This window comes from Bradyrhizobium sp. th-b2, from assembly GCF_000426785.1.
In the GTDB taxonomy this organism is placed as follows: domain Bacteria; phylum Pseudomonadota; class Alphaproteobacteria; order Rhizobiales; family Xanthobacteraceae; genus Bradyrhizobium; species Bradyrhizobium septentrionale.
Map to the genome: position 1 here is coordinate 20856 of NZ_AUGA01000005.1, position 20054 is coordinate 40909.

The 20054-nt window shown below is 64.9% G+C and carries 24 protein-coding genes; 13 read left to right on the top strand and 11 right to left on the bottom strand.

What is annotated here, in order from left to right; genetic code table 11:
• Positions 1–15 precede the first annotated feature (15 nt).
• Complete coding sequence (locus tag K359_RS0109545) at positions 16–795, bottom strand: alpha/beta fold hydrolase (protein WP_029079134.1); 780 nt, start codon at positions 793–795, stop codon at positions 16–18.
• Between the two features lie 623 nt (positions 796–1418).
• Here K359_RS0109545 and K359_RS0109550 point away from each other — a divergent pair.
• From K359_RS0109550 to K359_RS0109575, 6 genes are all read left to right on the top strand, one after another.
• The gene (locus K359_RS0109550) at positions 1419–1694 is read left to right on the top strand and encodes a DUF1153 domain-containing protein (RefSeq protein WP_002714638.1); all 276 of its coding nucleotides are present in this window, start codon (positions 1419–1421) and stop codon (positions 1692–1694) included.
• 173 nt (positions 1695–1867) lie between these two features.
• Entirely contained in the window at positions 1868–3496 is a 1629-nt protein-coding gene (gene fliF / locus K359_RS0109555) for a flagellar basal-body MS-ring/collar protein FliF (protein ID WP_029079135.1), read from the top strand.
• Between the two features lies 1 nt (position 3497).
• Positions 3498–4583 carry a flagellar motor switch protein FliG gene (fliG, locus tag K359_RS0109560; RefSeq protein WP_029079136.1) on the top strand — a complete coding sequence of 362 codons (1086 nt, stop codon included), beginning with the start codon at positions 3498–3500 and terminating at the stop codon, positions 4581–4583.
• Entirely contained in the window at positions 4583–5206 is a 624-nt protein-coding gene (locus K359_RS0109565) for a FliH/SctL family protein (RefSeq protein ID WP_029079137.1), read from the top strand. The genes fliG and K359_RS0109565 overlap by 1 nt, the downstream gene beginning before the upstream one ends.
• 20 nt (positions 5207–5226) lie before the next feature.
• Positions 5227–5577, top strand: a complete 351-nt coding sequence (fliN, locus tag K359_RS0109570) for a flagellar motor switch protein FliN (protein WP_029079138.1) — start codon at positions 5227–5229, stop codon at positions 5575–5577.
• Positions 5578–5632: 55 nt separating this feature from the next.
• Positions 5633–7018 (top strand): sigma-54-dependent Fis family transcriptional regulator, encoded by a 1386-nt coding sequence (locus K359_RS0109575; RefSeq protein WP_029079139.1) that lies wholly within the window; start codon positions 5633–5635, stop codon positions 7016–7018.
• Between the two features lie 42 nt (positions 7019–7060).
• Here the strand turns inward: K359_RS0109575 and K359_RS63220 are convergent, their stop codons facing one another.
• Positions 7061–7216: a hypothetical protein gene (locus tag K359_RS63220; protein WP_029079140.1), complete on the bottom strand. Its 156-nt coding sequence runs from the start codon at positions 7214–7216 to the stop codon at positions 7061–7063.
• Between the two features lie 169 nt (positions 7217–7385).
• Here K359_RS63220 and K359_RS0109585 point away from each other — a divergent pair, with 169 nt between their 5' ends.
• The gene (locus K359_RS0109585) at positions 7386–7766 is read left to right on the top strand and encodes a hypothetical protein (protein WP_029079141.1); all 381 of its coding nucleotides are present in this window, start codon (positions 7386–7388) and stop codon (positions 7764–7766) included.
• A gap of 26 nt (positions 7767–7792) precedes the next feature.
• On the opposite strand, the gene K359_RS0109590 is transcribed toward K359_RS0109585, so the two are convergent.
• The 7 genes from K359_RS0109590 to K359_RS0109620 form a co-directional block, all read right to left on the bottom strand.
• Entirely contained in the window at positions 7793–8383 is a 591-nt protein-coding gene (locus K359_RS0109590; RefSeq protein ID WP_029079142.1) for a flavin reductase family protein, read from the bottom strand.
• A 7-nt stretch (positions 8384–8390) separates the two neighbouring features.
• Complete coding sequence (locus K359_RS0109595; protein WP_029079143.1) at positions 8391–9230, bottom strand: ATP-binding cassette domain-containing protein; 840 nt, start codon at positions 9228–9230, stop codon at positions 8391–8393.
• Between the two features lie 8 nt (positions 9231–9238).
• Complete coding sequence (gene ssuC / locus K359_RS51560; protein WP_051346088.1) at positions 9239–9985, bottom strand: aliphatic sulfonate ABC transporter permease SsuC; 747 nt, start codon at positions 9983–9985, stop codon at positions 9239–9241.
• A gap of 158 nt (positions 9986–10143) precedes the next feature.
• Positions 10144–11325 carry an FMNH2-dependent alkanesulfonate monooxygenase gene (ssuD, locus tag K359_RS0109605; protein WP_029079144.1) on the bottom strand — a complete coding sequence of 394 codons (1182 nt, stop codon included), beginning with the start codon at positions 11323–11325 and terminating at the stop codon, positions 10144–10146.
• The gene (locus K359_RS0109610) at positions 11307–12260 is read right to left on the bottom strand and encodes a sulfonate ABC transporter substrate-binding protein (protein WP_029079145.1); all 954 of its coding nucleotides are present in this window, start codon (positions 12258–12260) and stop codon (positions 11307–11309) included. The genes ssuD and K359_RS0109610 overlap by 19 nt, the downstream gene beginning before the upstream one ends.
• Positions 12261–12296: 36 nt before the next feature.
• Entirely contained in the window at positions 12297–13247 is a 951-nt protein-coding gene (locus K359_RS0109615) for a sulfonate ABC transporter substrate-binding protein (protein WP_029079146.1), read from the bottom strand.
• Positions 13248–13463: 216 nt separating this feature from the next.
• Positions 13464–14669, bottom strand: coding sequence for an LLM class flavin-dependent oxidoreductase (locus K359_RS0109620; RefSeq protein ID WP_029079147.1), 1206 nt, complete (start codon positions 14667–14669; stop codon positions 13464–13466).
• Between the two features lie 219 nt (positions 14670–14888).
• On the opposite strand from K359_RS0109620, the gene K359_RS0109625 reads away from it, so the two are divergent.
• The 6 genes from K359_RS0109625 (at position 14889) to K359_RS0109650 (ending at position 18892) form a co-directional block, all read left to right on the top strand.
• Positions 14889–15998, top strand: coding sequence for an ATP-dependent RecD-like DNA helicase (locus K359_RS0109625; RefSeq protein WP_029079148.1), 1110 nt, complete (start codon positions 14889–14891; stop codon positions 15996–15998).
• Between the two features lie 314 nt (positions 15999–16312).
• On the top strand, positions 16313–17029 hold the full coding sequence (msrA, locus tag K359_RS0109630) for a peptide-methionine (S)-S-oxide reductase MsrA (protein WP_029079149.1): 717 nt from the start codon (positions 16313–16315) through the stop codon (positions 17027–17029).
• Positions 17030–17050: 21 nt separating this feature from the next.
• Positions 17051–17464: a peptide-methionine (R)-S-oxide reductase MsrB gene (gene msrB, locus K359_RS0109635; protein WP_029079150.1), complete on the top strand. Its 414-nt coding sequence runs from the start codon at positions 17051–17053 to the stop codon at positions 17462–17464.
• 235 nt (positions 17465–17699) lie between these two features.
• The gene (locus K359_RS0109640) at positions 17700–18077 is read left to right on the top strand and encodes a hypothetical protein (RefSeq protein WP_035976387.1); all 378 of its coding nucleotides are present in this window, start codon (positions 17700–17702) and stop codon (positions 18075–18077) included.
• A gap of 138 nt (positions 18078–18215) precedes the next feature.
• A complete protein-coding gene (locus tag K359_RS51565; protein ID WP_016844323.1) occupies positions 18216–18380 on the top strand; it encodes a DUF3309 family protein in 165 nt (54 codons plus the stop codon).
• Between the two features lie 221 nt (positions 18381–18601).
• Positions 18602–18892: a hypothetical protein gene (locus tag K359_RS0109650; RefSeq protein WP_029079152.1), complete on the top strand. Its 291-nt coding sequence runs from the start codon at positions 18602–18604 to the stop codon at positions 18890–18892.
• A 67-nt stretch (positions 18893–18959) separates the two neighbouring features.
• Here the strand turns inward: K359_RS0109650 and K359_RS0109655 are convergent, their stop codons facing one another.
• Positions 18960–19496, bottom strand: a complete 537-nt coding sequence (locus tag K359_RS0109655) for a DUF4112 domain-containing protein (protein WP_029079153.1) — start codon at positions 19494–19496, stop codon at positions 18960–18962.
• 132 nt (positions 19497–19628) lie between these two features.
• Positions 19629–19997 carry a Crp/Fnr family transcriptional regulator gene (locus K359_RS0109660; RefSeq protein ID WP_051346070.1) on the bottom strand — a complete coding sequence of 123 codons (369 nt, stop codon included), beginning with the start codon at positions 19995–19997 and terminating at the stop codon, positions 19629–19631.
• Between the last annotated feature and the right edge of the window lie 57 nt (positions 19998–20054).

Sequence of the window (20054 nt, forward strand, 5' to 3'; positions counted from 1 at the left end):
AGTTGGCGCCCACGCTCACTTCGACTGCCCCGCAGCGTCGAGGATCAGGCGCGCAATCGCGTCGGGCTGCGAGATCAGCGCGAGATGGCTCGCCTTCACCTCGATCGTGGTGGCGCCCATCCGCTTCGCCATGAAGCGTTCGAGATCCGGATTGATGGTGCGGTCTTCGGTCGAGACCGCGTAGTAGCTCGGCTTGCTGCGCCAGGCCGCGTGGCTGACCTTGCCGGCCAGCAGCTGCTTGTGGAACGGCTGCTGCACGGCATAGAGCACCTTTGCTTTCGCTTCCGGCAGGTCGCCGGCGAAATCGCGCAGGAAGGCCTCTTCCGACAGCCGGCCTTCGTCGCCATCGAACACGATGCCGGCGCTGGCCGGCGGCGTCGGATAGGTTTTTGCCAACGCGGTGTAGTCCTCGTCCGCATCGGGTGCGCGCGCGGCGACATAGACCAGCGCCGAGACATTCGGATGCACGCCGGCCTCGGTGACGATCATGCCGGAGAAGGAATGACCGACCAGCACCGTCGGGCCATCCTGGCGATCGAGCACGCGCTGCGCTGAGGCGACCGCTTCCGGCAGCGTGGTCAACGGATTTTGCACCGACGTCACATTGAGCCCGGCGGCCTGCAAGCGCGCAATGACCTCGGTCCAGCAGGAGCCGTCGGCGAACAGGCCATGCACCAGCACGACGTTGCGCGCCTTCACCGGCGGCGTGGTTGCGGCCATGCCGCGCGAGGACACCAGCGAAGCCGCGGCGCCGGCGAGCAAGGCGGTCGAGAAAGTGCGTCTGTTCATCATCATGACAAATGCTCGGATCGAGTGAGTGGAGGGGCGCGTCCACCTGCGGTGAACGGACAATCTCTCGTACGCAGGCGGTCGCGCGTCGTTACGGCGCGGGGCTGTCGTGTTCGTCAAAGAAAATTGACCAAGGTGCCGTCCGGCAATCTTTCGACACATGTTGTCACACGCGAGATGATTGCGGAAGCGAGTCTCACGTCGATTATCTCGCCCGGGACCCCCTCTCCCCAACCCTCCCCCATCGCAAGTCGGGCCTGCCCGACTTGCGCAGATCAATGATGCGCAACCGGGGTAGACCCCGGTTGCGTGGGGAGGGAGCCCGAGCAGTGTGCTTACCTCACGTTGCACAACGTGGGAGATGCGAGGGAATTGCGGGTAAGAGACGCAAGGGACGCACCGGCAGGAGGGTTCCCGCCCCCCTTGTGGGGAGGGTTAGGGAGAGGGGTGCCGCTCGCTCCGGAGCCTGACGGCAGGCCAGCAATGGGCCCCCGGCCGTCCGATCCGCCCCCCAGTTCCCGGCCGGTCCAACGAGATTCGTATTGAACGCTTGGGCTTAGGCAAATTTTAAACCGGCGGGCGTAGGTTACCTCTTGCGAGTTCAGTGGTTGAGAGTTTGTGAGTACGCCATGACAGAACCCCATCGCCCGAGGGTGAAATACGTCATCGGGCCTGACGGCAGCCCGTTAACGATTGCGGATTTGCCGGCCCCCGGTACCAAACGGTGGGTCATCCGCCGCAAGGCCGAAGTCGTCGCTGCGGTGCGCGGCGGCCTGCTCTCCCTTGAGGAGGCCTGCAGCCGCTACACATTGACCGTCGATGAATTCCTTTCCTGGCAGTTCTCGATCGACCAGCATGGTCTGGCCGGGCTGCGCACCACCCGGATCCAGCAGTACCGGCAGTAAATCCGCCCGTACCCGTGGCATTTGACGAAAACCGGCTTCGCTTTTCGAAGCCGGTTTTTTTCATGTCCGCGATTTTGCCGCGGTTCTTAACCTTCGTTAACCATATGGAAACCATACCCTAGGCAATATTTGCCCAGTCGGACCCGCGTGGGCCGAATCCCTGGGGGCCGTTGGTGCAAAGTCTGGTTGCTTTCCTGAGAGGTCTTGGTGCGGCTCGCCTCGGGGCCATGGTTGCGGTCACCGCGGCCCTGATCGGTTTCTTCGCTTTCGTCATCATGCGCGTCACCACGCCGCAGATGACCACCCTCTTCACCGACCTGTCGACCGAGGATTCCTCCGGAATCATCAAGGAGCTGGAGCGCCAGGCGATCCCGTTCGAGCTGCGCAATGACGGCGCCGCGATCATGGTGCCGAAGGACAAGGTGACGCGGCTCCGGATGAAGCTCGCCGAGGGCGGCATGCCCAAGGGCGGCGGCGTCGGCTACGAGATCTTCGACAAGTCGGACGCCCTGGGCACCACGAGCTTCGTCCAAAACATCAATCATCTGCGCGCGCTGGAGGGCGAGCTCGCCCGCACCATCCGCGCCATCGACCGCGTCCAGGCCGCGCGCGTCCACCTCGTGCTGCCGGAAAAGCCGCTGTTCTCGCGCGAAACGCCGGAGCCCTCGGCCTCGATCGTGCTCAGGGTGCGCGGTGCGCTGGAGCCGCAGCAGATCCGGGCGATCCGCCACGTCGTCGCCTCCGCGGTCAACGGGCTGAAGCCGCAGCGGGTCTCGATCGTCGACGAGGCCGGCTCGCTGCTCGCTGATGGCGCCGCCAGCGACGCCGACGCCACGGTCGGCGACGAGCGCCGTGCCGCGTTCGAGAAGCGGATGCGCAAGCAGGTCGAGGACATCGTCTCCTCGGTGGTCGGCTCGGGCCGCGCCCGCGTCCAGCTCTCCGCCGACTTCGACTACAACAAGATCACCCAGACCTCGGACAAGTTCGACCCCGAGGGCCGCGTACTGCGCTCGACCCAGACCCGCGAGGAAAGCAGCGCCACCGCCGACAATTCCGGCCAGGTCACCGTCAACAACGAGCTGCCGGGCAACCAGAACCAGGACAACGCCGTCCGCGCCCGCGACCAGAGCAAGAAGAGCGAAGAGACCAACAATTACGAGATTTCCCGCACCACCAAGACCGAGGTGACCGAGGCCGGCCGCGTCAACCGCATCTCGGTCGCGGTGCTGGTCGACGGCGCCTATTCCAAGAATGAAAAAGGCGAGATGGTCTATCAGGACCGCAGCAAGGAGCAGCTCGACCGCATCGCCACCCTGGTCCGCTCCGCGATCGGCTTCGACCAGAAGCGCGGCGACCAGGTCGAGGTCGTCAACCTGCGCTTCGCAGAACCGCCCGCCACGCAGCCGATCGCCGAGCCGACCGGCCTGCTCGGCATGCTGCAATTCACCAAGGATGACGTGATGTACGTCATCGAGCTCGGCGTCATGATGATGCTGGGGCTGGTCGTGCTGTTCATGGTGGTCCGCCCGCTGGTCAAGCGTATCGTGGCGGCCGACGCCATTCCGGCGCTGATCGGCGCGGGTGTGCCGGCGATGGCCGAAGCCCATGCCGAGAGCGCGGGCGCGACCGGCCAGGCGCTGATCCCGAGCGGCAGCGGCGCGGCGCAACTGATCGACGTCGCCCAGATCCAGGGCCAGGTCCACGCCCAGGCCGTGCACCGGGTCGGCGAACTCGCCGAACGCAATCCGAACGAAACCGTCTCCATTGTCCGTCAATGGCTGAGCGAGCCGGTAGAGAACTGACATGGCCGCAGTACCGCAGACCACCAACGCCAACGACATCGCCACCGTCCTGTCGACGCTGGCGAACCGGCAAAGTGCCCGGCCCAAGGGCAAGCCGCTGCCCGGCCCGAAGCGGGCGGCGATTTTGATGCTCGCGCTCGGCGAGCAGTATGGCGGCAAGATCTGGTCGATGCTCGACGACGAGGAGGTCCGCGAGCTGTCGGTCCACATGTCGACGCTCGGCACCGTCGAGGCCGACGTGGTCGAGGATCTGATGCTGGAATTCGTGTCGCGGATGTCGGCCTCCGGCGCGCTGATGGGCAATTTCGACGCCACCGAACGGCTGCTGCAGCAGTACCTGCCGGCCGAGCGCGTCACCGGCATCATGGACGAGATCCGCGGCCCCGCCGGCCGCAACATGTGGGAGAAGCTCTCCAACGTGCAGGAAGAGGTGCTCGCCAACTACCTCAAGAACGAATACCCGCAGACCATCGCCGTGGTGCTGTCGAAGCTGAAGCCGGAGCACGCCGCCCGCGTGCTGGCGATCCTGCCCGAGGACATCGCACTCGACGTGGTCGGCCGCATGCTGCGGATGGAGGCGGTGCAGAAGGAAGTCATCGAGCGCGTCGAGCAGACGCTGCGCACCGAGTTCATGTCGAACCTGTCGCAGACCCGCCGCCGCGACGCCCATGAGGTGATGGCCGAAATCTTCAACAATTTCGACCGCCAGACCGAGACCCGCTTCATCACCTCGCTGGAAGAGGAAAACCGCGAATCCGCCGAGCGTATCAAGGCGCTGATGTTCACCTTCGACGACCTGATCAAGCTCGATGCCGCCTCGGCGCAGACGCTGATGCGCAACATCGACAAGGACAAGCTCGGCGTCGCGCTGAAGAGCGCCAACGAGGAGGTGCGCAGCTTCTTCCTCGGCAACATGTCCTCCCGCGCCGGCAAGATGCTGATGGACGACATGGCCGCGATGGGCCCGGTGCGCCTGCGCGACGTCGACGAGGCGCAGGCGCTGCTGGTCAACCTCGCCAAGGATCTCGCCGCCCGCGGCGAGATCACGCTGACCAAGAACCGCGCCGACGACGAGCTGGTGTACTGATGGCCGCACCCGCGAAATTCCTGTTCGACACGGACTTCTCGGCGCCGGACCGCGCCCGCGAGCGCGCGCCTACGGCGGCCGAGATCGCGCAGAAGGTCGCCGACGCCGAGGCGCGGGCCTATCGTGCCGGCTATGAAGCTGCGCTGCGCGAGGCCAAGGTCGAGAGCGACCGCCGCTCAGCGCAGGCGCTGGAAGAGATCGGCACCGCGATCAAGGGCATCGCGGCGCGCTTTGCCGGCATCGAGACGCGGATGGAGACCGAGGCCGTGGACGTCGCGGTCGCGGTGGCCCGCAAGCTCTGCACCGAACTGGTTGCGCGCGAGCCGCTCGGCGAGATCACCGCGCTGGTCTCTGACTGCTTCTCGCATCTGGTGGCGACGCCGCATCTCGTGGTCCGCATCAATGACGCGCTCTACGAGGCGGCGCATGACAATATCGAGCGGATGGCGGCGCATTCCGGCTTCCAGGGCCGGCTGGTGATCCTGGCCGAGCCGACGATTGCGACCGGCGACTGCCGGATCGAATGGGCTGACGGCGGCGTGGTGCTGGAACGCGCCGCGATCGAAGGCAAGATCGACGAACTCGTCGGGCGCTATCTGGCGTCCCGCGGCCAGGCCGGCTGACGGCGATTGAGGGCTGAACCATGAGCGACACCGACTCCCACGTCCCGCTTCCCGACCTCAACGCCGCCGACGCGCCGGGGATCGACGACATCGGCTACAACGAGGACGAAAATGCCGCGCGCATCGCGGCCGATCTCGAAGCCGTGTTCGACGTGCCGGTGCAGGTCTCGGCGGTGCTCGGCCGCTCCAAGATGGACGTCGGCGATCTCCTGAAGCTCGGACCGGGCACCGTGCTCGAACTCGACCGCCGCGTTGGCGAGGCGATCGACATCTACGTCAACAACCGCCTGGTGGCGCGTGGCGAAGTGGTGCTGGTGGAAGACAAGCTCGGCGTAACCATGACCGAAATCATCAAGACTGAACGTTCTTAAACGGACCCAACGGTAGCGCGCGGAACCTGCGCGACCAGACGAACAGGAGATCATCATGCGGCTTCTCATCGTTGGCACCCTGAAGGGCCAGCTCACGACCGCGACCAAGATCGCGATGGACAACGGCGCTTCCGTGACCCACGCCGAAACCATCGAACAGGCGATGAACGTGCTGCGCGGCGGCAAGGGCGCCGATCTGCTGCTGGTCGATGTCGGCCTCGACATCCGCGACCTCGTGATGCGGCTCGAGGCCGAGCACATCCACGTGCCGATCGTCGCCTGCGGCATCTCCAACGACGCCCGCGCCGCGGTCGCCGCGATCCATGCCGGCGCCAAGGAATACATCCCGCTGCCGCCCGACCCCGAATTGATCGCTGCCGTGCTCGCCGCGGTCGCCAACGACGCACGCGACCTGATCTGGCGCGACGAGGCGATGGGCCGGGTGATCAAGCTCGCGCAGCAGATCGCGGGCTCGGATGCCTCGGTCATGATCACCGGCGAGTCCGGCACCGGCAAGGAGGTGCTGGCGCGCTATGTCCACGCCCGCTCGGCCCGCGCCAAGCGGCCGTTCATCTCGATCAACTGCGCGGCGATCCCGGAGCACCTCCTGGAATCCGAGTTGTTCGGCCATGAGAAGGGCGCCTTCACCGGCGCGGTGGCGCGCCGCATCGGCAAGTTCGAGGAAGCGACCGGCGGCACCCTGCTGCTCGACGAAATCTCCGAGATGGACGTCCGTTTGCAGTCGAAGCTGCTGCGCGCGATCCAGGAGCGCGTGATCGACCGCGTCGGCGGCACCAAGCCGGTCCCGGTCGACATCCGCATCATCGCAACCTCGAACCGCAATCTGTCGGAGGCGGTGCGCGAAGGCTCTTTCCGCGAGGACCTGCTGTTCCGCCTCAATGTCGTCAATTTGAAGATCCCGCCGCTGCGCGACCGTCCGGCCGACATCCTCGAGCTGGCGCAGCACTTCGCCAAGAAATATGCCGAGGCCAACGGCCTGCCGGTCCGCCCGGTCTCGACCGAGGCTCGCCGCGTCCTGACCGCGAACCGCTGGCAGGGTAACGTCCGCGAGCTAGAGAACACCATCCATCGCTCCGTCCTGATGGCGCAGGGCGACGAGATCGGTGCTGAGGCGATCCTCACCCCCGACGGCGACCGTCTCGACCTCGCCAAGACCGCGCCCGCGGTCGCGCATGCCACGCTTGCCGCCGAGCAGGTCACCCGCGCGTTGGTCGGCCGCACCGTCGCGGACGTCGAGCGCGATTTGATCCTGGAAACCCTGAAGCACTGCCTCGGCAACCGCACCCACGCCGCCAACATCCTCGGCATCTCGATCCGCACCCTGCGCAACAAGCTGAACGAATATGCAGACGGCGGGATCCCGATCACACCGGCCGGCAATGGCGCGCCCGACTATCAGCGGATGGCCAGCGCTGGTTGAGAACCGCAGGTGGCAGGGCCCTCCTGCCGCGATTGCCTCACGTCACGAGTAGCTTGGAGCGTCGGGCTTACGGAAGATTCGGATCGGATCGCCCGGCGTGATGTCGCGGCCGGTAAAGGTCGCATAGGCATATAGGGCAAGATAGCCGACGGCTATTGCACCGACGAGATAGAACAGCCAGGTTCCTGCGCGCTTCATCGAACCGTCACGTCTCTGAAATCCGACCGGCTTTTAATGCGCTGATCAAGAAAGCGCTACGGCCAACATGCCGCGCCGGACCCGCCGCCTGTCATCCCTTGTATCTTGCGGCCGGTTGCCTTACTCAATCTCTTATTGTTTTTTCGTTCTTTGACAACTGGAGAGAGATATGGCCCTTTACGCGCAGACCGTCGGCACCCTGTCCACCAACTCCTCGACCTTCACGCCGATGCAAGGCCTTACCCTGACGATCCCCGAGGGCGTCGGCACCACCGCCATCATCATCCTGAACGTTCCGATGCCCTACGCGACCGGCACCGATACGCCGGGCGGCACGTTCGGCATCGCCCTCAATGGCGCGGTCTCGACGGTTACGGCGAGCTTCACCTACAACGACCCGGCCCCGACCAGCACCGGTCGCATCCCGACGACGCTGGTCGTCGGCATCCCGCTCGGCAACGCTGCCCAGACCGTCCAGGCCGTCTGGTACGGCGTCCGCGGCAGCACCGTGATCATCGACAGCCCGGCGACGCTGACCGCGATGATCTAAGCCCTGATCCGGTCGAGCGCCGCGCGTTAACGCACGCCCCGAGCGTGAACGTGGCGCGACGGCAGGCTGACCTCGGCCAGCCGAACGGCGTCTTCTTCCCGGTCGATCGCGACATATTCGCCGTGCCAGTACGCCAGCGCGGCGGTTCGCTCCGAGGTGATCACGTCGAGCACGCGACCTATGACGATCGCGTGCGAATGCCGTTCGATGATCTCCTCGACCTCGCAATCAACAGCGGCAAGCGCGCCGACCAGCAACGGTACGCCTGACGCGCGCGTCGTCCATTCGGCGCCGGTGAAGCGGTCGGCGCCCTTCAGACCGCCCTTGCCGGTGAAGCGCTCGGCGATCTCGAGCTGGTCAGCGGTCAGGATGTTGACGCCGAACACGCCATGGCGCGCGATCAACGGCCACGAGGAGGCGGCGCGGTTGATGCTGACGATCAGCGACGGCGGCTCGACCGACAGCGACGACACCGAGGTCACCGTCATCCCCGAAATGTCCTTACCGCGACCGGCGGTGATGACGCCGACGCCACCGGTGAGATGGCGCATCGCGCCGCGGAACTCGGCGGCCGCGACCGCGGGCTCGATCGAAACATTGCGGACGACGGAATTCATGGCGACCTCACAGGGTGTCTTCGCTGCCTTCGAGCAGGTGCTTCAGGATCTCGCCCTCCAGCGCGGCGAGTTCGGCCGAGCCGCGCCGGCGCGGCCGCGGCAGGTCGATCGTGACGTCCTGCGCGATGCGGCCGTCCTCGATGACAAGCACGCGGTCGGCGAGCGCGACCGCCTCGGCGACGTCATGCGTCACCAGGATCGCGGTAAAACCCTGGTCGCGCCAGACGCGTTCCAGCAATTGCTGCATCGAGATCCGGGTCAGCGCGTCGAGCGCGCCGAGTGGCTCGTCGAACGCCAAGACGCGCGGCTGGCTGACCAGCGCGCGCGCCAGCGCCACGCGCTGCTTCTGGCCGCCCGAGAGCACCGACGGCCACTGCCCGCGCTTGTCGTCGAGGCCGACCTCGACCAGCGCGTGCTCGGCACGTGCCTGCGCGTCGGCGGAGGAACGCTCCCGTCCCAGACCCACCTCGACATTGGAGAGCACCCGCGCCCAGGGCAGCAGGCGCGGCTCCTGGAACATGACGCGGACATCCTGCGCCCGGGGCTGTTCGCCAAAGGCGATGCCGCCCGCCGTCGGCGCGTCGAGGCCAGCGATCAGGCGCAGCAGCGTGCTCTTGCCACAGCCGCTGCGGCCGACGATCGCGACGAACTGGCCGGCCGGGATGTGCAGGTCGATGCCGCGCAACACCTCATTGTCGCCGAACGCCTTGCGCAGGCCGCGAATGGTCAGCGACAGGCCACGGGTCGCACCTTCCGATCCGCGCCGCAGCTGCCGTGCCTGCACGACGATATCGGCGCGGTCGACCGGCTCGGCGTCGACGGGCTGGAAACGAAGCGCTTCTTGCATTCTCATTCTCACTTCTTCTGGAAGGCGGGGTGCCACGACAAGGTCAGCCGCTCCAGCGCCCGCGAGGCGCTGTCGGCGAGCTTGCCGAGCAAGGCGTAGATCAGGATCGAGAGCACGACGACGTCGATCAGCATGAACTCGCGCGCCTGCATCGCCATGTAGCCTAGGCCGGACGAGGCCGCGATGGTCTCGGCGACGATCAGGGTCAACCACATGATGCCGAGCGCGAAGCGCAGGCCGACGAAGATCGAGGGCAGCGCGCCAGGGAAGATCACCCGGCGGAACAGCTCGCCGTCGCTCATGCCGTAGATGCGGCCCATCTCGATCAGCTGCGGGTCGACGGTGCGGATGCCGTGCAGCGTGTTGAGATAGATCGGGAAGAACACGCCGAGCGCGACCAGGAACAGTTTTGCCGACTCGTCGATGCCGAACCACAGGATGACCAGCGGAATCAGCGCCAGATGCGGGATGTTGCGCACCATCTGCAGCGTGGTGTCGGTGAGCTTCGCCGACAGCTGCGACAGCCCATTGGCGAGCCCGAAGGCGAAGCCGATGCTGCCGCCGATCACAAATCCGATCGAGGCGCGCCAGAAGCTGACCCAGATGTTGCGGATCAGCTCACCTGACAGCAGCAGCTTCCAGCCCGCCAGTGCGACGTCGGACGGCGCCGGCAGCACGCGCGAGGGAACGAAACCGGTGACGCAGGCCAGCTGCCAGACCAGGATGATGGCGAGCGGCACGATCCAGGGGATCAGGCCGTCGACCTTGGGGAGTTTGGGTGCGCTGGAGCTGTTTCCGTTCCGACGGGATCGGAACGGAGCTCCAGATTTTTGTTTTGACGCGTTTTCTTCACGCGAACCGGCATCCACTTCGCTCGAAAACGCTTTGCGGCGCGGAAGACTGTCGATGAGACTCATGATTGCGATGCCTGCTTCTGCGGACGGTAGTCGTTGCCGATGGTCTCGCCGAACGGCCCGGTGTTGACGCGGATCGGCGTCACATTGCCGGGTTGCGCCAGCGACAGCAGCGGGAACACCAGCTCGGCGAAGCGATAGGCTTCCTCGAGATGCGGGTAGCCCGACATGATGAAGGTATCGACGCCGATGTCCTGATACTCCTTGATGCGCGCGGCGACCGTCTGCGGATCGCCGACCAGCGCGGTGCCGGCCCCGCCGCGCACCAGGCCGACGCCGGCCCAGAGGTTCGGGCTGATCTCGAGCTGGTCGCGCCGGCCGCCATGCAGCTGCGCCATGCGCTGCTGGCCGACCGAGTCCATCCGCTCAAAGATCTTCTGGGCGGCCGCCACCGTGTCGTCGGTGACGTACTGGATCAGCTCGTCGGCGGCGCGCCACGCCTCCGCATTGGTCTCGCGCACGATCACATGCAGGCGGATACCGAATGAGAGCTCGCGGCCGCGCTGCGCGGCCACCGCCTTCACCTTGGCGATCTTCTCGGCGACCTGCGCCGGCGGCTCGCCCCAGGTCAAATATTTGTCGACGGTGTCGACCGCGACGTCGATGCCGGCGTCCGACGAGCCGCCGAAATACAGCGGCGGCCGCGGCGATTGCACCGGATTGAACAGCAGGCGGCCGTCCTCGATCCTGATGTGCTTGCCCTCGACATTGACCGTCTTGCCCGCGAGCAGATCGCCGTAGACGTTGAGAAACTCGCGCGTCACCGCGTAGCGCTCGTCGTGGTCGAGGAAGATGCCGTCGCCCTTGCTCTCGATCGGATCGCCGCCGGTGACGACATTGATCAGGAGACGGCCGTTCGACAGCCGGTCCAGCGTCGCGGTCATGCGGGCGGCGACGCTCGGCGATTGCAGGCCGGGCCGGACCGCCACCAGATAACGCAACCGCTCGGTCCAGGGCGCGACGGCTGACGCCACCACCCAGGAGTCTTCGCAGCTCCGCCCCGTCGGCAGCAGCACGCCGTAATAGCCGAGTTGGTCCGCGGCCTGCGCGATCTGGCGCAGATAGTTGAAGTTCACCTCGCGGCCGCCGATCGCCGTGCCGAGGTAGCGGCTGTCGCCGTGGGTCGGCAGGAACCAGAGGATATTGGCGTTGGTTGCGGTGCTCACGTGCCCGGTCTCCATGCGACGTCGGAAATCTTGATTTGCTTCGGGATCAGGGCGAGCGCGAAGAACGCGTCGGCGACCTGCTGCTGATCCGCGACCACGCTGTCGGTGACCGGCTTGATGCCGTAGGACTGCCGCTTCAGCGCGACCTCCACCACCGGCACCGACAGGCCGATGCTCGGCGCCAGCTGTTCGGCAACGGCGTGGATATCGCCCTTGGCCCAGTCATCGACCTCGCTGAGCTGCGCCAGCACCAGCTCGACGATCTTCGGGTCGCTGTGCAGGAACTGCTTCGAGGCAAAGTAGAACTGATAGTTCGCGACGACGCCGGTGCCGTCGGCCAACGTGCGGGCGCCGGTCGCAGCCTCTGCCGCAGCCTGGAACGGATCCCAGATCACCCAGGCATCGACCGCGCCGCGCTCGAACGCCGCGCGCGCATCGGCGGGCGCGAGATAGGCGACCTCGACGTCGGAATATTTTACGCCGGCTTTCTCCAGCGCCTTCACCAGCAGATAGTGGACGTTGGAGCCCTTGTTCAGCGCGACCTTCTTGCCCTTCAGCTCCGCGACCGATTTGATCGGGCTGTCCTTCGGCACCAGAATCGCCTCGCCCTTCGGCGCCGGTGGCTCATAGGCGACGTACCGGATCGGTGCGCCTGCGGCCTGCGCGAAGATCGGCGGCGCCTCGCCGGTGTTGCCGAAATCGATCGCACCGACATTGAGCGCTTCCAGCAGCGGCGGACCCGACGGAAACTCGGTCCAGACGACCTTGTAGCCGACCGATTTCAGCTTCTCCTCGAGCGAGCCCTTGCTCTTCAACAGCACCAGCTTGCCGTATTTCTGGAAGCCGATGCGGACGACCTTGTCCTGGCCGTAGGAAACGCCGACGCTGGCTGCGACGATGCCGACCGACAGCACTGCGCGAGCAATCCAGCGTCGAAATAAACGCGTCATGGGAATGTCCTCTGCATTGAATTGACCAAGGAGCGATCAGGTCTGGGGATTGCGCCAGACGATGTCGCGGATCGCGATCTGCTTCGGGATCAGGCCGAGCTTGAAGAAGCGGTCGGCGACGCCCTGCTGGGTCACGATGATGTCGTCAGTCACAGGCCCGACCGAGAAGCCGGCTCGCCGCGCCGCGATGGTCTGGATATCGAGCGGCACGCCGGTGACGGCGGCCAGGGATTTCGCGACCTCATCGGGATGCGCCTGCGCCCACGCCGCCGACGACGTCGTGACATCGACGATCTGCTGCAGGACGGCGCCGTGATTTCGGGCGAAGTCGCGGTTGGCGATGTAGAACGAGTTGGTCTTGGTGATGTCGCGAGTCTTGACCAGAATGCGACCGTGCTGCTTGGTCTCGGCGATCGCGAAATACGGATCCCAGATCGCCCAGGCATCGATGCCGCCATTGGCAAAAGCCGGGCCGGCGTCGGGGGGCGTCAGATAGACCGGCGTGATATCGCCATAGGTCAGCCCGGCTTTCTCCAGCGTCTGAATCACGACGTTATGCGCGCTGGATCCCTTGGTGAAGCCGACGCGCTTGCCCTTGAGATCGGCGATGCCTGTGATTGCCGAATTCTGCGGCACCAGGATGCCTGAACCATTGATGATCGGCTGGGCCGCGGCATAGACGATGGCCGCGCCCGCGGCCTGGGCGAAGATCGGCGGGGAATCGCCGACGGCGCCGTAATCGACGCTGCCGACATTCATCGCTTCCATCATCGGCGGGCCCGAGGAGAACTCGACCCATTTCACACTGATGCCCTGCGGCTTGAAATGATTTTCCAGGGCTTCACGCTGGCGCGTGATAACCAGCACGCCGTTCTTCTGGTAGCCGATACGAATTTCCTTCGCGTCCGCCTGGGCCTGCGCACCCCGTGACAGCGCGGCAGCGGCGGCTGTGACGAGCGACAGCTGGAGGAACTCACGACGCTTCATTCCAAAACTCTCCTGACGATCAAGCGCGTTTCTCAACACGCGATCATGCGTTGTCAGGATGATGGGGCGCGCGAATGAAGCTGTCGAGCACCGCACAAAAATAGCGATGCCAGCACTTCGGTGCAGGCATCGCGCGAGTCGTTTCTTTTAAGGCGCGGATCGCGCGTAGCGAATTATTTTCCTCACGAGATCGCGAGGTCGCTGCACAACAATCGATCAGCCCGCGGCGGCGGTTTTCGGCGCGACATTGACCGCGAGTTTACCGTAGCGATCCGAGAACGCCTGTGTGTCGATCTCCTCGAGCTGGATCGCACCACTCAACACGCCCTTCTTCCAGGCATCGTGCTCCGGATCGTGCTGGAACTCCGGCATCACTTCCTTGCCGAAAAGCTCGAGCGACTCGCAAATGTGCTCATGGGTGTTCTTGCCGGCCTGGTTGAGCAGGATCACCTGGTCGATATGCGACGCGCGGAAGCGCCGCAGCTTCTTGGCGATCGTCTCCGGCGAGCCGATCAGGCCGCCGCGCAGCGCAGCCTCCTGCGCCTCCGGATTCTCGCGCTTCCACTTGTTGTACTCGTCCCACATGTTGACGGTGCCGGGCGCCGGCCGCTGCCGGTTCTGCGCCTGGCCGTAATAGCGCAGCGCGAACTGGAAGAAGGTCGCGCCATCGGCACGCTTGCGTGCTTCCTCGTCGGTCTCGGCGCACATGAAGAACGAGACCAGCGCCATGTTCGGATTGATCTCGTAGTCGGCGAGCTTCTTCAGCCGCTTGGTGATCGCGTTGTAATAGGCATGCACCCAGGCATGCGCCGCCTCGGCGCTGACGAACTGGAAGCCGAGCGCGCCAAATCCGTTCTGCCCGGCGCGCTCGATGGTCGGCAATTGCGAGCAGGCCATCCAGAGCGGCGGATGCGGCTTCTGCACCGGCTTCGGCACGACGTTGCGCAAGGGGATGTCGAAATATTTGCCGTGATGCTCGGTGCCGATCTTGGTGAACATCGGGAAGATCGCACTGACCGCCTCCTCGAACACCTCGCGCTTGGTCTCCATGTCGCGGCCGAACGGCGTCAGCTCGGTGATCGAGGCGCTCTCGCCCATGCCGAACTCGCAACGGCCGTTGGAGAGCAGATCGAGCACCGCAACCCGCTCGGCGACGCGGGCGGGATGATTGGTGGTGAGCTGGAAGATGCCGTGGCCGAGCCGGATATTCCTGGTGCGCTGGCTTGCGGCGGCGAGGAAGGATTCCGGTGCCGGCGAATGCGAATATTCCTCGAGGAAGTGATGCTCCACGACCCAGGCATAGTCGTAGCCGAGCCGGTCGGCGGTCTCGAGCTGCGTCAGCGCGTTCTGGTAGAGGCGGAGTTCGTCTCCGTCGTTCCACGGGCGCGGCAGTTGCAGCTCGTAAAAGATGCCGAATTTCATGGCGTCACTCCCAAGGTCGCGCTCCCGACCACTTATTGTGGTCCCGACCGCTTGTTGTTTTCGGTCAGTCTAGTGGCGGCGCGACCCAAGTCCAGCCTCGGGGGCGAAACTCCAATTCCGTGCAGCGGGAGATAGCTTGATCGGACCGCATGAATGTTTAGCTTGTGCTGGCACGAGTCGCGGCGCTATCGGTCGCGCGCTCATTCCTCCGAAAGCCACATGACCACCTTCACGCCGCATCAGGACTCCGCGCTGAAAGCAGTTGCCGACTGGCTCAAAGCCAAGCCCGGCAAGGGCGCCACGCCGCCGGTGTTCCGGCTGTTCGGCTATGCCGGAACCGGAAAGACCACGCTTGCCCGCCACATCGCCGAAGGCGTCGACGGCGAGGTGAAGTTCGCGGCTTTCACCGGCAAGGCGGCGCTGGTGATGCGCAACAAGGGCTGCGACAGCGCCTCCACGATCCATTCCCTGATGTACCGCGCCCGCGAATCCGGCGTCGAGCAGCCGAGCTTCGAGCTGTGGGACGACGCGCCGGCATCGAAGGCCAAGCTGATCGTGATCGACGAATGCTCGATGGTCGATGCCGAGCTCGGCCGCGACTTGATGTCGTTCGACTGCCCGCTGCTGGTGCTCGGCGATCCCGCGCAATTGCCGCCGATCCAGGGCGGCGGCTTCTTCACCGATGCCGAGCCGGACGCGATGCTGACCGAGGTGCACCGCCAGGCCCAGGACGATCCGATCGTGCGGATGTCGATGGATATCCGCGAGGGCCGCGAGCTCGAGATCGGCCGCCACGGCGAAAGCGAGGTGGTGTCGCGCAAGGAGCTCGATCCGGACCGCGTGATGCGCGCCGACCAGGTGCTGGTCGGCCGCAACAACACCCGCCGCGCCTACAACATGCGGGTGCGGCAGCGGCAAAATATCGAGGATCCGCTCCCCGTCGCCGGCGACAAGCTGGTCTGCCTGCGCAACAACCGCAAGAAGGGCCTGTTCAATGGCGGGCTATGGCGGGTCAAGGCGCGGGCGCAGTCGAAATCCAAGATCATCACCATGCGCGTGATGCCGGATGAGGATTTCGGCTACAAGGTCACCAAAGTCTCGGTGCGCGGCGAATGCTTCGACGGCGGCGTCGAGGGCGTTCCGTGGGAGCAGCGCAAGCCCTATGACGAGTTCGACTACGGCTATGTGCTGACCGTGCACAAGTCGCAGGGCTCGCAATGGGACGATGTCGTGCTGTTCGACGAGAGCTTTGCGTTCCAGGATTCGCGCGCGAGGTGGCTGTATACGGGCATCACGCGGGCCGCGAAGCGGCTGAGCATTGTGGTGTGACGCCCGATCCACCGTCATTGCGAGCGGAGCGAAGCATCCATCGTTCCGCTTGTTGAGACATGGATTGCTTCGTCGCTATCGCTCCTCGCAATAACGAGATGACGATTTCGCCGCGACGAAGTAGAAGTCCTCGTGGGGCGGCCGCCCGCCTAAGGTCTTGCCCGAGCGTGATTTTGCTCACGAAACCGTGTGGCCGGCGGCGTAACAAAACGCGCTTTGACCCGTATTTTAAAGCGTCGGAGCGGCTCGGCCCGATTTGCGAATGCCGGCTGCCGCTCTAGACTGGCCCCCAATTGCGATCCCACGAGGAACCCATGCCCAAAAGCTCCCTCAGCCGCCTCTCGGTTTGCGCCGCCGCGATCGGCGCGCTGGCCGTCGCCGCTTTTGCCGTTGCGCCCTCGCTTGCCGCCGAGGACGCCGTGATCATCCCGCCGCCCCCAGCAAGCGCGCCCGAGGCCGGCATCAAGACCGCGGTGCTCGCCGGCGGCTGCTTCTGGGGTGTGCAGGGCGTGTTCCAGCACACCGCCGGCATCGTCAGCGCGGTGTCCGGCTACTCCGGCGGCAGCAAGGCGAATGCGGACTACGAGAAGGTCTCGACCGGCACGACCGGCCACGCGGAATCGGTCGAGATCAAATACGACCCGCAGAAGATCTCCTACGGCAAGATCCTGCAGATCTTCTTCTCGGTCGTGCACGACCCGACCCAGCTGAACCGGCAGGGCCCCGATTCCGGCACGCAATATCGCTCGGCGATCTTCACCACCAGCGACGAGCAGAAGCAGGTCGCGGACGCCTATATCGCCCAGCTCAACGCGGCCAAGGTCTACAAGAAGCCGATCGTCACCAAGGTCGGCGCGCTGGAGGCGTTCTATCCGGCGGAAGGCTACCACCAGGACTATCTGACGCTGCACCCGAGCCAACCCTATATTGCCTATAACGACATCCCGAAGGTCGAGAGCCTGAAGAAGATCTTCGCGGAGAACTACATCGAGAAGCCGACGCTGGTGAGCAGCACGAAGGCCACCAACTGAGCATCTCGCAAAGGAGGTTGAATGTCCGACACCAAAACCGACGGCAAGGTTCACAAGAGCGAGGCCGAGTGGCGCAAGGAATTGACGCCGATGCAGTACGCCGTGCTGCGGGAAAAGGCGACCGAGCGCCCCTTCACCGGCGAATACGAGCATGATCCCCGCAAGGGCACCTATGTCTGCGCCGGCTGCGGGCAGACGCTGTTCGAATCCGACCAGAAGTTCGACTCCGGCTGCGGCTGGCCGAGCTTCTCCAAGCCGGCGATCGAGAGCCATGTCGACGAGGAGCACGATGTCAGCCACGGCATGATCCGCACCGAGGTGCTGTGCGCGAAATGCGACGGCCATCTCGGCCATGTCTTCAACGACGGCCCCGGCCCGACCGGCCTGCGCTACTGCATCAACTCGGCGGCGCTGAAGCTGAACGAGAAGAAGTAACGCGGCAGTCACTACCGCTCGTCATGCGCGGGCTCGACCCGCGCATCCATCAAGGAATGAGTCTTTCATCACGATGGATTGCCGGGTCAAGCCCGGCAATGACGGCAGTGGGGTTTGGCAAATATCCTGCTCCCAGCGTCGAACAATTTCCCCGCCCCGCGCGACCAAGAACCGGTCGCGCGGGGTTTGTTTTGGCCGCAGCGGCCTTGGCGCGCCTGAACACAAGGAAATTTTGATGTCACGGATTCCAGGAAAGCTTTTGTTGGGTCTCGGTCTTGCCGGCCTGATCATGGGGAGCACTTTGAGCATGCCAGCGTTCGCCGCCGACAAGATCTCGCTGTTCAAGGTCATCACCTCCAAGGACGAAATCGTCATCGGCCTCACGGATGCCGACCTCGCGCAGGTCGAGGGCCAGAATGCCGGCGGCATCGCCAAGATGCTGGTCGCCAAGGGCTCGATGAGCGTCTGGCAATACGCCGTGCACAAGTCGGCCGCCGGCGATCTCGAACAGGCGCCGCTGCACAAGATCGGCCTGATCGCCAGCGACTCGCTGCGGGTCGAGCCCTATCCGACCCCGCTGAAGGTGCTGCCGATCGACGAAAGCAAGAAGTAGTCGCCCCGGCGCCCCGACAACATCCTTGTGATCGGCGGGGCGCCTTAACGACTCGCGGGCCGGAATGTGCTTTGCTCCGAATTCGCGGGGCCGTCGGCGTCTCGCCGTGCGGCTGCCGCCTATTCTGAGGAGGGCGCCATGTCGCTCGGACTGATCCTCATCATCCTCCTGCTGATTATCCTCCTAGGCGGCTATAGCGGCCGGATCCGCGGCTATGGCTATGGCCTCGGCCACTCCGGAATGGGCCTTTTCGGGGTGATTTTGATCGTGGTCGCGATCCTGGCCTGGCTCGACAAGATATGAGAGCCTTAAGGCTCTGAAATAAAAAGGATTATTCGGCACGACCGCGTGCTATGCGCGGATTCAGCATGTGCCTTGCCGGGGCCGCTTCTGGGGTCGCATTTTTGTCAAAGAGGCCTATATTAGGGGTCGAAATGACACGTACGGCGCGCCGCCGATGGTAGGCCGCCGTCCCCAAAATCCCTTTCGCCGCATCGCGCCAAGAACACAAGAGGTCGTCGACCATGCGTCCCCTGCGTCCGTTCAACTACAACACGTCTGCCGAGCTGTTTCCTGCCGCCATCCGCAAGAAGAAGCGGGCTGGTTTCGCCTATCGCCGTTTCGGCACTGCCGCCGAAGCCGTGCGCTTTGCGATGGAAGAGCTGCCGGCGGATTCGCTGAACGGCGCCTATCTGCAGGTCGAGGAAGCCCGTTTCGACCAGAACGGCATCCGCTCTCTCTATGAGAGCGAAGGCTTCCCGCTGCCGCGTCGTCCGCGCCCCGCCGCCAGCCAGACCGACGCCGACGCCGCGTAACCTTTCCGCTCCTCCTAAAACGAAAAGCCCTCGGACCGATCCGGGGGCTTTTGTTTTGGTGAGTTCGTTAGAGCCGCGGCTGCTTGTCGAGCCAGCGCCGCAGCATCCGCACATTGCGCATGTTGGCGCGGAACATGACGTCGAACGCATCGCCCGCCACCGGCACCATGCCGATCACGCCGTCGACCGCGACATTGGCGAGCATCCGCGCCGTGATGTGCCAGGGCGCGCCCAGCAAGCGGGCTTCGCGCACCAGCCACAGCGAGATCGCGGTGGTAATGATATCGCCGACCACGGGGATCAGGCCGATCAGCCCGTCGATGCCGTAGCGGACATTGGTGCCCGGCACGATGAAGGCGACGTCGAGCAGCTTTGCGATCATCTCCAGCCGCGCCAGCCGCTCTTCGCGCGTCAGATTGCCGAACGGATTGGCGCTGGCGTTGCGGAAGTCGAACTGGAAACCCTCGAACTGCGGATGCAGCGCTGCGTCTGAGAATTCGCGTCCGTCCTGGTCGATGACCTTGCCGCGCGCCTGCGCCCCGCCGAAAGGCGGCCGCGATCGCGCAGCGTGGGGCATGAAAATGTCGTCCTCGGGCATGGCCATCACATGGTAACGCAGGCAGGCGGTTCAAGTTGCGTCACATTACCACTGTGTCACGTTTGAGGCTCCGTCACGGCCGCATCAAGCACCGCGCGCCGAAGCGGCGGCGGAAGCAGCGGTTTTCGCTCGCCGCGTTTAGTCGACGACCTTGTTCATGGTTCTGAGTCGGTGGGCCAGCGTCCTCATCACCTTCAGGGCAAAATGCGGCGTCTGGCTGACGAGGAAGAGAAACTGCTTTTCCGAGACCGGGACGAGTTCGACATCGGTGAGAGCTGTGGCGGACGCGCTCCTTGGCTCGTTGTCGATCAATGCCATTTCGCCAAAGATCGTGTCAGCCGCCAGGTCCGCCACGGTCTTGTTGCCGACCTGAATGCGCACGTAGCCGCTCTTGATCACGAAGAGCTCGTTGGCTTGCTCGCCCTCGCGAAAAATGATGCCACCGGCCCGGACCAGCCGCGTTTCGATACTGTTGCCCGTCAGAAGGCTAAAGCTTGCATCTACCACTCTTGAACCCTTTCCCCGAAGCCGGACGCAGGTCTCATACGTCCCGGCCGTCTGCGG

Bases quoted from the DNA above. Each gene is read 5' to 3' on its own strand.
- K359_RS0109640 (WP_035976387.1), top strand. From the start codon at position 17,700: ATGTCACGGATTCCAGGAAAGCTTTTGTTGGGTCTCGGTCTTGCCGGC.
- K359_RS0109650 (WP_029079152.1), top strand. From the start codon at position 18,602: ATGCGTCCCCTGCGTCCGTTCAACTACAACACGTCTGCCGAGCTGTTT.
- K359_RS0109615 (WP_029079146.1), bottom strand. From the start codon at position 13,247: ATGAAGCGTCGTGAGTTCCTCCAGCTGTCGCTCGTCACAGCCGCCGCT.
- ssuD (WP_029079144.1), bottom strand. From the start codon at position 11,325: ATGGAGACCGGGCACGTGAGCACCGCAACCAACGCCAATATCCTCTGG.
- K359_RS0109590 (WP_029079142.1), bottom strand. From the start codon at position 8,383: ATGAATTCCGTCGTCCGCAATGTTTCGATCGAGCCCGCGGTCGCGGCC.
- K359_RS0109585 (WP_029079141.1), top strand. From the start codon at position 7,386: ATGGCCCTTTACGCGCAGACCGTCGGCACCCTGTCCACCAACTCCTCG.
- fliG (WP_029079136.1), top strand. From the start codon at position 3,498: ATGGCCGCAGTACCGCAGACCACCAACGCCAACGACATCGCCACCGTC.
- K359_RS51565 (WP_016844323.1), top strand. From the start codon at position 18,216: ATGTCGCTCGGACTGATCCTCATCATCCTCCTGCTGATTATCCTCCTA.
- msrB (WP_029079150.1), top strand. From the start codon at position 17,051: ATGTCCGACACCAAAACCGACGGCAAGGTTCACAAGAGCGAGGCCGAG.
- K359_RS0109625 (WP_029079148.1), top strand. From the start codon at position 14,889: ATGACCACCTTCACGCCGCATCAGGACTCCGCGCTGAAAGCAGTTGCC.
- K359_RS0109565 (WP_029079137.1), top strand. From the start codon at position 4,583: ATGGCCGCACCCGCGAAATTCCTGTTCGACACGGACTTCTCGGCGCCG.
- fliN (WP_029079138.1), top strand. From the start codon at position 5,227: ATGAGCGACACCGACTCCCACGTCCCGCTTCCCGACCTCAACGCCGCC.
- K359_RS0109620 (WP_029079147.1), bottom strand. From the start codon at position 14,669: ATGAAATTCGGCATCTTTTACGAGCTGCAACTGCCGCGCCCGTGGAAC.
- K359_RS0109545 (WP_029079134.1), bottom strand. From the start codon at position 795: ATGATGATGAACAGACGCACTTTCTCGACCGCCTTGCTCGCCGGCGCC.
- K359_RS63220 (WP_029079140.1), bottom strand. From the start codon at position 7,216: ATGAAGCGCGCAGGAACCTGGCTGTTCTATCTCGTCGGTGCAATAGCC.
- K359_RS0109610 (WP_029079145.1), bottom strand. From the start codon at position 12,260: ATGACGCGTTTATTTCGACGCTGGATTGCTCGCGCAGTGCTGTCGGTC.
- msrA (WP_029079149.1), top strand. From the start codon at position 16,313: ATGCCCAAAAGCTCCCTCAGCCGCCTCTCGGTTTGCGCCGCCGCGATC.
- K359_RS0109550 (WP_002714638.1), top strand. From the start codon at position 1,419: ATGACAGAACCCCATCGCCCGAGGGTGAAATACGTCATCGGGCCTGAC.
- K359_RS0109595 (WP_029079143.1), bottom strand. From the start codon at position 9,230: ATGCAAGAAGCGCTTCGTTTCCAGCCCGTCGACGCCGAGCCGGTCGAC.
- K359_RS0109655 (WP_029079153.1), bottom strand. From the start codon at position 19,496: ATGGCCATGCCCGAGGACGACATTTTCATGCCCCACGCTGCGCGATCG.
- K359_RS0109575 (WP_029079139.1), top strand. From the start codon at position 5,633: ATGCGGCTTCTCATCGTTGGCACCCTGAAGGGCCAGCTCACGACCGCG.